The organism is Bacillus sp. FSL K6-6540, from assembly GCF_038007545.1.
The window spans coordinates 1,116,741-1,128,091 of sequence record NZ_JBBOXH010000002.1; the positions used below are offsets into that span (position 1 = coordinate 1,116,741).

At 47.8% G+C, this 11,351-nt stretch carries 9 protein-coding genes; 7 read left to right on the top strand and 2 right to left on the bottom strand.

Features of this window, described 5'->3' with window-relative positions; translation table 11 throughout:
• Positions 1-71 precede the first annotated feature (71 nt).
• Both MHH82_RS38185 and MHH82_RS38190 read right to left on the bottom strand, forming a co-directional pair.
• Positions 72-1,508: an alanine/glycine:cation symporter family protein gene (locus MHH82_RS38185; protein ID WP_049140302.1), complete on the bottom strand. Its 1,437-nt coding sequence runs from the start codon at positions 1,506-1,508 to the stop codon at positions 72-74.
• Positions 1,509-1,530: 22 nt separating this feature from the next.
• Positions 1,531-2,514 carry a glutaminase gene (locus tag MHH82_RS38190; RefSeq protein ID WP_032724836.1) on the bottom strand — a complete coding sequence of 328 codons (984 nt, stop codon included), beginning with the start codon at positions 2,512-2,514 and terminating at the stop codon, positions 1,531-1,533.
• A gap of 300 nt (positions 2,515-2,814) precedes the next feature.
• Here MHH82_RS38190 and glnK point away from each other — a divergent pair, with 300 nt between their 5' ends.
• The 7 genes from glnK (at position 2,815) to MHH82_RS38225 (ending at position 11,279) form a co-directional block, all read left to right on the top strand.
• The gene (glnK, locus tag MHH82_RS38195) at positions 2,815-4,047 is read left to right on the top strand and encodes a two-component system sensor histidine kinase GlnK (protein ID WP_072692859.1); all 1,233 of its coding nucleotides are present in this window, start codon (positions 2,815-2,817) and stop codon (positions 4,045-4,047) included.
• A gap of 10 nt (positions 4,048-4,057) precedes the next feature.
• Entirely contained in the window at positions 4,058-5,002 is a 945-nt protein-coding gene (glnL, locus tag MHH82_RS38200) for a glutamine utilization two-component system response regulator GlnL (RefSeq protein WP_041850656.1), read from the top strand.
• A gap of 227 nt (positions 5,003-5,229) precedes the next feature.
• The gene (gene kdgD, locus MHH82_RS38205) at positions 5,230-6,156 is read left to right on the top strand and encodes a 5-dehydro-4-deoxyglucarate dehydratase (protein WP_003246372.1); all 927 of its coding nucleotides are present in this window, start codon (positions 5,230-5,232) and stop codon (positions 6,154-6,156) included.
• A gap of 29 nt (positions 6,157-6,185) precedes the next feature.
• A complete protein-coding gene (gene gucD, locus MHH82_RS38210; protein ID WP_340796495.1) occupies positions 6,186-7,652 on the top strand; it encodes an alpha-ketoglutaric semialdehyde dehydrogenase GucD in 1,467 nt (488 codons plus the stop codon).
• A gap of 84 nt (positions 7,653-7,736) precedes the next feature.
• On the top strand, positions 7,737-9,104 hold the full coding sequence (gudP, locus tag MHH82_RS38215) for a glucarate transporter GudP (RefSeq protein WP_340796498.1): 1,368 nt from the start codon (positions 7,737-7,739) through the stop codon (positions 9,102-9,104).
• Positions 9,105-9,140: 36 nt separating this feature from the next.
• On the top strand, positions 9,141-10,508 hold the full coding sequence (gudD, locus tag MHH82_RS38220; RefSeq protein ID WP_340796500.1) for a glucarate dehydratase: 1,368 nt from the start codon (positions 9,141-9,143) through the stop codon (positions 10,506-10,508).
• 69 nt (positions 10,509-10,577) lie between these two features.
• On the top strand, positions 10,578-11,279 hold the full coding sequence (locus MHH82_RS38225) for a FadR/GntR family transcriptional regulator (RefSeq protein WP_003234813.1): 702 nt from the start codon (positions 10,578-10,580) through the stop codon (positions 11,277-11,279).
• Positions 11,280-11,351 lie beyond the last annotated feature (72 nt).

Genomic DNA, 11,351 nt, shown 5'->3' on the forward strand with positions numbered 1-11,351 from the left:
GGAGGCTTACGTGTTTGTCAATAAACGCAAAAAGAGAAAGGTGTTCAGCCCATATGTCTGAACACCTTTTCTTATGATATTTGTTTGTTGTGCGTGTCAGTCTTTGTGTCTGAAACCGGCCAGCACTCAATGCCATTGTGGTTTTTGAGCACATTTTTATAAAAGACCGGATCTTTGCCTGCTTTTTTCTGGCGTGTATAGTCTTTCAGCGCCGTAAAAACAACTTTTGATAGTAAGAAAATCGCGATTAAATTCACGACGACCATCAAACCCATGAACAAATCAGCAAGATCCCAGACGAGCTGGACTTTGGCAACACAGCCAAACACGATCATTGCCAGCACGCCGATACGGTAGACAAAAATCAGTTTTTTGCTTTTGTTCAAAAAGCCGATATTGGTTTCGCCATAATAATAGTTTCCGATTAAAGCACAGAATCCGAATAACAAAATCAGAATGGCGAGAAAGCCTGATGCCCATGATCCGACATGGGAGCTGAGAGAGGCTTGTGTCAAGGCGATTCCGCTCAGACCCGGAGTATGATAGGCATCCGAAAACAGGATGATAAAGGCGGTGCTTGTACAAATGACCAGTGTATCTGTCAGTACACCAAAAGCTTGGATCAGCCCCTGTTTGACGGGATGGCTTGTTGTGGCGGTGGCAGCGGCATTCGGTGCGCTTCCCATTCCCGCTTCGTTTGAAAAGATTCCCCGTCTGACGCCTTGCATGAGTGCCGCGCCCAAAGCCCCGCCGGCGGCCTGGTCAAAACCAAACGCATTTTTCACGATTAGCGCAAGCACACCTGGCAGCTGCGTAATGTTGGAGAAAATGACGAAAAACGCAACTCCGATATACAGGACAGCCAATACGACGACAATGGATTCAGCCAGCTTTGCAATGCGCTTGACTCCGCCAAAAATAATCGTGCCGAATACAGCAATTAAAATGAGTCCCAATGTCAGGCGGTTTGTGCCAAACGCGTTTTCAAAGGCAAGGCTGACTGTATTGGATTGAACCGAGTTGAAGACGATACCGAACGATAAGGTGATTAACACAGCGAACAGCGCGCCCATCCACCTTTTGTTCAGCCCTTTTTCCATGTAATACGCCGGCCCGCCGCGGAAGCCGTTTACATCTTTTACTTTATAAATCTGAGCCAGTGTGCTTTCCACAAAGCTGGATGCTGATCCGATAATAGCGATAATCCACATCCAGAAGATTGCACCGGGCCCGCCGAGTGCAATGGCGATGGCAATACCCGTAATATTTCCCGTTCCGACACGGGCCGCCATGCTGATGCAAAAGGCTTGAAACGGAGAAATGCTGTTTTTTGACCGGGAAGCAGCACCTTCTCTTAATACCCTGACCATTTCTTTCAGCATGCGAACCTGTAAAAACTTAAGCCTGAACGTAAAATAGATTCCCAGAGAAAGGAGCAAAACAATTAATAGCTTTGACCACAAAAGATCATTTGCAATACCGACGATATGTTCCAGGATTTGCTGCATACAATCACCTCTTTTTTCATGTTTAAAAAATGCTGAGCTCCCACTCCTGCGCCATATGCTTCAGCAGCATACCGCCAGTGAGGCTGTTGCCGTATTCATCAATGGCAGGCCCGTAAATGCCGATGCCGCATCCGGATTGAAAAGGCTGTTCTCTTCTGGCACTTGGAGGCACCAGCGCCATGATGCCGCCGGAGACGCCGCTTTTGGCCGGCACGCCGACAAACGCCGCATATTTGCCTGAAGCGTTGTACATGCCGCACGTCAGCATTAATGCCTTGGCCAATTTTGCCACATCTTTTGGAATCACCTGCTCGCGTCGAATCGGATGATACCCGTCATGAGCAAGGATCAGGCCGATCAACGCAATGTCTTCTGTGGTGCTCTCCATAGCGCATTGCTTCAAGTACACCTCAAGTGTTTCTTCTACGTCAGCTTCTAAAAAGTTTGTTTCTTTTAAATAGTAGGCCAGCGCTCTGTTGCGGTGGGCGGTTTCCCATTCAGAACGGAATACTTCCTCATGAATTCTCGGCCGTTTTCCTATCAAAGTTTCCATCACCGAGTAAAGAAACTCGAGCTTTTCGTATGCCGATTCTCCGGGAAGGATCGAAGCGATGGTGAGGGCACCCGCGTTGATCATGGGATTGAAGGGCTTTCCCGGCTTGTTGATTTCGAGCCGAATAATTGAATTAAAGGCGTCACCTGTCGGCTCGACATCTACGCGGTCAAGCACATAGGGAATGCCGCGGCTCATGCAGGCGGCAATAAAGCTAATCACTTTTGAAATGCTTTGCAGGGTAAAAGAGACGTTCCAGTCGCCGGCGTGTATCATCGTTCCATCAGGCTCCAATACACAGATGCCGAGCTGTGAATCATTGACTTTTCCTAAAGCGGGGATATAGTTTGCGCTTTGTCCATTGGCGGCAAAAGGGCGATAGTATTCAACCCAATCATGAAGCTGTAACGCCGGGTTTATGTCTTTCTGGTGCTCTTTTATCAATTCTTTCATCGAATTCCTCCTCACTGATTTTTTCTTAAAGGACTGAGGTGTATCAAAACGAAGGCTAAGGGGGCGTTAAACGCTTTCATAATAGCGGAAGGTATAATTACTGTATAATGGAGACTACAGAATCATACAAAATACGACAAAAACATTTTGAAAATAAGCAGTAAGATTTATAAAAACCTCATGTTCTGGGTCAAAAGCAATTTGCAGGTTTTCTCCCGATTCCCCAAAATTAAAAGCGAGGATGTGATCAACATAAAACTGGAACGGTTTATTGAAAAAGACGGATATATATTGGCCCTCATGCTGATTACGGTGCCGCTGGCCGGTGAACTGAAATTTTATCCCCTCAATGAAGAATTCCGGGTCAGCTTTGGGGCACCGGTTTTTTTCTTCTTTTTATCATTGTTGCGGCATGTGCCCGCTGTGCTGCCGGGTTTTCTGACTGGAGCGGCTGTTTTCATCTTTCGCGTCTTTCTGGAATTATGGGGCGGAGGACACAATGGACTGACTCCGATTCTGTATGATCAAGCGTCTGGCTTTTTCTTTTATATGACTTATGCCTGTCTGTTTTCCATATTAAAGGCCAATCGTTTCCGTGAACGGCCGATTATGCTCGGTTTCATTGGGTTTATGATTGAAGTTGTGTCAGATTGTGTCGAGCTGGCTGTGCAATTTCTCATTTTTCATACGGTTGTCACGCCTGAGAAAATCACTGACATTGCGGTGATTGCGATTTCTCACACATTTATTGTGATGAGCTTTTATAGTGTGCTGAAGCTATATGAAACACAATCGAGAGAAAAACAGACAAGGCAGCAGCACGAGCACATGCTGATGATCGTTTCCAATTTATATGAAGAAACGGTGCACCTAAAAAAGACATTGAAAACGACAGAGAAAGTGACAAACGATTCGTATCAGCTCTATCGGGAAATGAAGGGCAAGGATGTTCAGCTGAGCGGCAGAATCCTGAGACTGGCCGGAGAAATTCATGAAGTGAAAAAGGACAACCAGCGGATATTCGCAGGGCTTTCAAAACTGATTTCGAATGAGAGTTTGAGAGATTATATGAGGGCTTCTGATTTGCTGCAGCTCGTGATTCGAATGAATGAAAAGTACGCTGAAGCACTAGGGAAGCAGATTGATTTTTACTGCTCGATCGAGGGAGAGCATGACGAATATCACGTATTTATCGTGCTTTCGATCATTAATAATCTAACAGCAAATGCGGTAGAGGCTATGGATGAAGAGGGAATGGTCAGCCTGAGGCTCCGTAAGCCAAATGAGAGTATGGTAGAATTCCAGGTGGAAGACAATGGCCCAGGGATTTCCGAGAAAATCGGAGACATTGTGTTTGACCCGGGCTTTACTTCAAAATATGACGAATTTGGCACGCCTTCTACAGGTATCGGACTTTCCTACGTAAAGGAAATCGTGACAGAGCTAGAAGGGGATATCACGTTTGATAATCAGCAGCGGGGAGTGGTGTTTGCCATCAGGCTGCCTGTCCGGCATTTGATTCAGAAAGGGTGAACCGAAAGCTATGCGTTTTTTTATTGCAGATGATGACCGTGCGGTGCGGTCAATTTTAAGGCAGATCATTGAGGACGAAGATCTCGGGGAAGCTGCTGGTGAAGCTGACGACGGAAGCCAAGTGGAAGGGCATATGCTGCAATTTAAGCAGATTGATATTTTATTAATCGATCTGTTAATGCCCGGAAGAGACGGCATTGAGACGATTCGTCAGATCCAGAATACGTACTCCGGCAAAATCGTAATGATCTCTCAAGTGGAGGCGAAGGAAATGGTCGGGGAAGCGTACTCGCTCGGCATCGAATATTTTATCCATAAGCCGATTAACCGCATTGAAATTGTCACGGTTCTCCAAAAGGTGAAGGAGCGGATCGAGCTTGAACACTCGATTGGAGCCATCCAGCATTCTCTAAGCCGGCTTGTCAATCGGACTGAACGGAAAGCGCGTCCCCAGCAGAAGAGTGACAGCGGTTTAAAAGAGGCAGGAACATTCCTGTTGTCCGAGCTGGGCATGATGGGAGAAGGCGGCGCACATGATCTCATGGCGGTCCTGCAGTATTTAGCAGAACACGAGCAATCCGAGCCGCACGAAAAACAAAGCCCTTCGTTAAAACAAATATTCACCCAAGTAGCGGTACGGAAGCTGGGGACAGGGGCCTCACAAACGGACGTCAATCGCGAAATGAAAGCCTCGGAGCAGCGTATCCGCAGAGCGATTATTCATTCGCTGCACCATTTTGCTTCACTGGGCACAACTGATTTTTCGAATCCAAAATTTGAAACCTATGCATCGAAATTCTTTGATTTTCCGGTTGTCAGCCAGAAAATGAAAGAACTCCAATCCAAGGATGCAAAACCCCTTGCACCTGCTAGAATAAATATGAAAAAATTCATCCACGTGTTTTTTTTGGAAGCAAAGCTTTTGCATGAGACGATGAAACAAAGAAGGATATAAACCAAACAGCCGGCTGACCAGGCTGTTTTTTTGCTGCGCAGAATCCCGGCCGGACAGTGATTTGCCGCTTTTTTATAAAATATCAGAAAATAAAGATATTGACTTATTGTTTATTTGTCTTACAATTAAACAAAAGGATATATGGGGAAGGAGCGGATGTGAAAGAAAAATTAATAAAAGCGCTTACAGATAGAGGCTGTATACACAAATAACAGGAGGTTATGTTGATGAGCCGTATCAGAAAAGCACCCGCTGGAATTTTAGGTTTTCCGGTTGCTCCTTTTAACACACAAGGAAAACTGGAGGAAGAAGCTCTTTTTCAAAACATTGAGTTTTTGCTGAATGAGGGCTTGGAAGCGATATTTATCGCTTGCGGGTCTGGTGAATTCCAATCTCTCAGCCAGAAGGAATATGAGCAAATGGTGGAAGTCGCAGTCTCGGCAGCCGGAGGAAAGGTGCCGGTCTACACGGGGGTGGGCGGCAACCTCAGCACAGCGCTTGATTGGGCGCAGCTGTCGGAGAAAAAAGGCGCCGACGGCTACTTGATTCTGCCTCCGTATTTGGTGCATGGCGAACAGGAGGGGCTGTACCAGTATGCGAAAACGATTATTGAAAGCACTGACTTGAACGCGATTCTTTATCAGCGCGATAACGCAGTTCTCTCTGTTGAACAGATCAAACGTCTGACCGAATGTGAACAGCTTGTCGGTGTCAAAGACGGGGTAGGAAATATGGATTTGAATATCAACCTCGTCTATACGATCGGCGACCGCTTGGGATGGCTCAACGGAATGCCGATGGCTGAAGTGACGATGCCGGCATATCTGCCGATCGGGTTCCACTCTTACTCTTCAGCGATTTCAAATTATATCCCGCATATTTCGCGAATGTTCTATGATGCATTGAAAAACGGAAATGACGAGCTTGTGAAGGAACTCTATCGGCATGTGATTCTGCCGATCAACGACATTCGCAAACAACGAAAAGGCTACGCCGTATCCTTGATTAAAGCCGGTATGGAAATCATGGGTTTGAATGTAAGGAATACAGCCAGACCGCCTGTCGGCCCGGTTGAAAAAGATCATTATCAGCAATTGGAAGCAATTTTGAAGCAGGCGGCTGACCGTTTTCCGAAAAAAGCCGCGACGGTTTGACCAGAAAAAACACGAAAGGGGCAATGGGCATGTCTGTGATCACGGAACAAAACACGTACCTCAACTTTATTAAAGGAGAGTGGGTTAAGTCTCAATCAGGCGATATGGTCAAGGTCGAAAACCCTGCCGATGTGAATGATATTGTCGGATATGTACAGAATTCAACGGCTGAAGATGTGGAACGTGCCGTCGCCGCCGCCAATGAAGCCAAAACGGCTTGGAGAAAGCTGACGGGTGCCGAGCGCGGCCAATACTTATACAAAACAGCGGATATCATGGAGCAGCGCTTGGAGGAAATCGCCGCCTGTGCAACGCGTGAAATGGGTAAAACATTGCCGGAAGCGAAGGGAGAAACAGCCCGGGGGATTGCCATTCTGCGCTATTACGCCGGAGAGGGCATGCGAAAAACGGGTGACGTCATTCCGTCTACTGACAAAGACGCGCTCATGTTTACCACCCGTGTTCCGCTCGGTGTGGTCGGCGTGATTTCTCCGTGGAACTTCCCAGTGGCGATTCCGATTTGGAAAATGGCGCCGGCATTGGTATACGGCAATACCGTTGTCATCAAACCGGCGACAGAAACAGCTGTGACATGCGCGAAGATCATTGCCTGCTTTGAGGAAGCGGGGCTCCCGGCAGGGGTCATCAATTTGGTGACAGGCCCGGGTTCTGTTGTCGGGCAGGGGCTTGCTGAGCATGACGGTGTAAACGCCGTTACGTTTACCGGTTCAAATCAAGTCGGAAAAATCATCGGGCAAGCCGCTTTAGCGAGGGGAGCTAAGTACCAGCTTGAGATGGGCGGCAAAAACCCTGTCATCGTAGCTGATGACGCTGACCTTGAAGCTGCGGCAGAAGCAGTCATAACAGGGGCCTTCCGTTCAACCGGCCAGAAATGCACTGCGACAAGCCGTGTCATTGTACAAAGCGGAATTTATGAGCGCTTTAAAGAAAAACTGCTCCAGCGCACAAAAGATATTACAATCGGAGACAGCTTAAAAGAGGATGTATGGATGGGACCGATAGCCAGCAAGAATCAGCTTGATAACTGCCTGTCATACATTGAGAAAGGCAAACAGGAGGGCGCTTCCCTTTTAATAGGAGGAGAAAAGCTGGAGAACGGAAAGTATCAAAACGGCTATTATGTTCAGCCTGCCATCTTTGACAATGTGACAACTGAGATGACAATTGCCCAGGAGGAAATTTTCGGTCCGGTGATCGCCTTGATCAAGGTGGACTCGATGGAGGAGGCGCTGAACATTGCCAATGATGTGAAGTTCGGTTTAAGTGCATCCATCTTCACGGAAAACATCGGCCGAATGCTTTCTTTCATTGATGAAATCGATGCCGGACTGGTTCGGATCAATGCAGAAAGCGCAGGTGTTGAGCTGCAGGCTCCCTTTGGCGGCATGAAGCAGTCGAGCTCCCACTCCCGAGAACAGGGTGAGGCAGCGAAGGACTTTTTCACAGCGATCAAAACCGTTTTTGTGAAGCCGTAATGGTGCTGGAAAGAGGCATGCGTCTCTTTCCCAGCTTTATCACAGCCAGCATATGATTCTCTACTTTGAAAAGGAGAAGATACTATGAAAAAAGACTTTGCGAATGTTACACCGGCGGGCAAAAAAACGTCCGTGCGCTGGTTTATCGTGTTTATGCTGTTTCTTGTGACCTCTATTAACTACGCGGATCGAGCGACGCTTTCCATCACCGGAGATTCCGTCCAGCACGATTTGGGATTGGACTCGGTCGCCATGGGATATGTCTTTTCTGCCTTTGGCTGGGCCTATGTCATCGGACAGCTTCCGGGCGGCTGGCTGCTGGACCGTTTTGGTTCAAAGACTATCATTGCGTTAAGCATCTTTTTCTGGTCGTTTTTTACGCTGCTGCAAGGGGCGATTGGCTTTTTCTCCGCCGGCACAGCGATTATCCTGCTGTTTGCACTGCGTTTTCTGGTTGGTTTATCAGAAGCGCCTTCATTTCCCGGAAACGGCAGAGTTGTTGCCTCATGGTTTCCAAGCTCCGAGCGCGGGACAGCTTCAGCCTTTTTTAATTCAGCACAATACTTCGCAATCGTCATTTTTTCTCCTTTAATGGGCTGGCTTACCCACTCTTTCGGCTGGCATTCCGTCTTCGTTGTCATGGGTATTGCGGGCATTCTTCTGGCTGTCATCTGGCTAAAAACGGTGTATGAACCGAAAAAACACCCAAAGGTTAATGAAGCTGAGCTTGCTTACATCGAACAGGGCGGCGGGCTGATTTCCATGGATGACAGTAAAAGCAAACAAGAAACAGAATCGAAATGGCCGTATATCAAACAGCTGTTAACGAACCGCATGCTGATTGGCGTGTACATCGCGCAATACTGTATTACGACTCTCACCTATTTCTTTCTCACATGGTTTCCGGTATATTTGGTTCAGGCCCGCGGCATGTCTATTCTTGAAGCTGGGTTTGTCGCTTCCCTGCCGGCGCTGTGCGGATTTGCCGGCGGCGTCCTTGGGGGCATTGTGTCAGACATCTTGCTCAAAAAAGGCCGTTCACTGACCTTTGCAAGAAAAGTGCCAATCATTGCCGGCATGCTGCTGTCTTGCAGTATGATTGTCTGCAACTACACAGATTCAGCATGGCTCGTCGTTGTCATTATGTCACTCGCGTTTTTCGGAAAAGGCTTCGGCGCATTGGGCTGGGCTGTCGTGTCGGACACGTCTCCGAAAGAATGTGCAGGATTAAGCGGCGGTTTGTTCAACACTTTCGGGAATATTGCCTCAATTACAACACCGATTATTATCGGATACATTGTCAATGCCACTGGATCTTTCAATGGCGCGCTTGTGTTTGTCGGCGCTAACGCGATTGCGGCGATCCTCAGCTATTTGCTGCTGGTCGGGCCGATCAAACGGGTCATGTTAAAGAAACAAGAACAAGACCCCGATCAATCGTTGCCTGTCTAATATTTATGAAAGCGCTTTATAAAGGGAGGAAAATGCATGAGTTCACCGATACAAGAGCAGGTTCAAAAAGAGAAAAGATCGAATATTCCCTCAATTTCTGAAATGAAGGTGATTCCTGTTGCGGGACATGACAGCATGCTGCTGAATCTAAGCGGAGCACACAGCCCGTTTTTTACCCGGAATATCGTAATCTTAACGGACAGCAGCGGAAATCAGGGAGTCGGCGAGGTGCCTGGCGGAGAGCATATTAGCCGCACACTGGAGCTGTCAGAGCCGCTTGTTGTCGGAAAATCTATCGGTGCGTACCAGGCGATATTGCAAAGAGTCAGAAAGCAGTTTGGCGATCAGGACAGGGGAGGACGCGGAATCCAGACCTTTGATTTGCGCACCACTGTGCACGCCGTCACTGCACTGGAAGCGGCTTTGTTAGATTTGCTTGGAAAGTTTCTTCAGGAACCGGTCGCGGCTTTGCTGGGCGAAGGGAAGCAGCGTGATGAAGTAAAAATGCTCGGTTACCTCTTTTACATCGGCGACCGAAAGCGGACGACCTTGCCGTATCAAAGCGATGAGCAGTCAGATTGTGCGTGGTTCCGTCTGCGCCATGAGGAAGCGCTGACGCCGGAGGCCATTGTGCGTCTTGCCGAATCCGCACAGGAGCGCTATGGCTTTCAGGATTTCAAGTTGAAAGGCGGGGTGCTGCAGGGAGAAGAGGAAATCGAAGCTGTTACCGCATTATCGAAACGTTTTCCAGAGGCAAGGATCACTCTAGATCCGAACGGGGCATGGTCATTAGAGGAAGCTATTGCATTATGCAAAGGAAAGCAAGATGTGCTCGCGTATGCGGAAGATCCGTGCGGGAATGAGAATGGCTACTCCGCTCGTGAAGTAATGGCTGAATTCCGCCGCGCGACAGGGCTTCCGACTGCGACAAATATGATTGCGACTGACTGGCGGGAAATGGGTCACGCGATTCAGCTCCATTCGGTCGATATACCGCTGGCTGATCCGCATTTTTGGACGATGCAAGGATCGGTGCGGGTTGCGCAAATGTGCCATGATTGGGGTTTGACATGGGGCTCACACTCCAACAACCACTTTGATATTTCCCTTGCGATGTTTACCCATGTGGCAGCAGCGGCTCCGGGGCGGATCACGGCGATTGATACCCATTGGATCTGGCAGGACGGGCAGCGATTAACGAAACAGCCTTTTGAGATTTCTTCTGGCTGTGTCAAGGTGCCGGATAAGCCTGGACTAGGCGTCGATATTGATATGGAACAAGTGGAAAAAGCGCATGAGATCTACCGGAAAATGAATTTAGGCGCACGGAATGACGCGATCCCAATGCAGTTCCTGATCAGCAACTGGGAATTTGACCGGAAGCGTCCATGTCTTGTGCGATAAGTTTGATTGTAAATATTGTCATATCCGCTATTTTGTCTTACAATTGAACAACTGAAGGGAGAGTTGTTCGTGTACGAAGGTTTAGAGGATTTGAAAGTCGATACAGTCAATCGGAAAACATTAGCCAAGCAGGTCATCGAACGGATTGTCCATTTATTATCGAGCGGACAGTTGAGGGCCGGAGACAAATTGCCGACAGAAATGGAACTGATGGACATTTTGCATGTCAGCAGGCCGGTGCTTCGGGAGGCACTCAGTTCACTTGAAACGCTGGGCGTCATTACGAGAAAAACACGAGGGGGCACATATTTCAACGATAAAATCGGCATGCAGCCGTTTTCCGTCATGCTTGCCTTGGCCACTGATAATCTTCCGGCTATCATTGAAGCGCGGATGGCGCTAGAACTCGGACTCGTGACAATTGCCGCGGAAAAAATCAATGAGGAAGAGCTTCAGCGTTTGCAGAAGACGATCGACGATATTGCCAACAGCACTGACAATCTTTATGGTGAAGCGGATAAAGAGTTCCATCGAATTATTGCGTTAAGCGCCAATAACCCCGTCGTTGAAGGGATGATTCAGTCCCTGCTGATCACCCATGCGAAAATTGACAGCCAAATTCCGTACAGGGAGAGAGATGTAACGGTCGAATATCACAAAAAAATCTACGATGCCCTTGCCAAAAGAGATCCGTACAAAGCACATTACCACATGTATGAGCATCTGAAATTTGTCCGTGACAAAATTCTAAAAGGAATGGATGAAAAATAATGGTGAGCAACCGCAGTTGAAACGTAAGAGCTGCGGTTTTTTTAAAACTAATTTAGAAAACGCTTACCAAGA

Coding starts and splice junctions, on each gene's coding strand:
- MHH82_RS38185 (WP_049140302.1), bottom strand. CDS start 1,508: ATGCAGCAAATCCTGGAACATATCGTCGGTATTGCAAATGATCTTTTG.
- MHH82_RS38190 (WP_032724836.1), bottom strand. CDS start 2,514: ATGAAAGAATTGATAAAAGAGCACCAGAAAGACATAAACCCGGCGTTA.
- glnK (WP_072692859.1), top strand. CDS start 2,815: ATGCTGATTACGGTGCCGCTGGCCGGTGAACTGAAATTTTATCCCCTC.
- glnL (WP_041850656.1), top strand. CDS start 4,058: ATGCGTTTTTTTATTGCAGATGATGACCGTGCGGTGCGGTCAATTTTA.
- kdgD (WP_003246372.1), top strand. CDS start 5,230: ATGAGCCGTATCAGAAAAGCACCCGCTGGAATTTTAGGTTTTCCGGTT.
- gucD (WP_340796495.1), top strand. CDS start 6,186: ATGTCTGTGATCACGGAACAAAACACGTACCTCAACTTTATTAAAGGA.
- gudP (WP_340796498.1), top strand. CDS start 7,737: ATGAAAAAAGACTTTGCGAATGTTACACCGGCGGGCAAAAAAACGTCC.
- gudD (WP_340796500.1), top strand. CDS start 9,141: ATGAGTTCACCGATACAAGAGCAGGTTCAAAAAGAGAAAAGATCGAAT.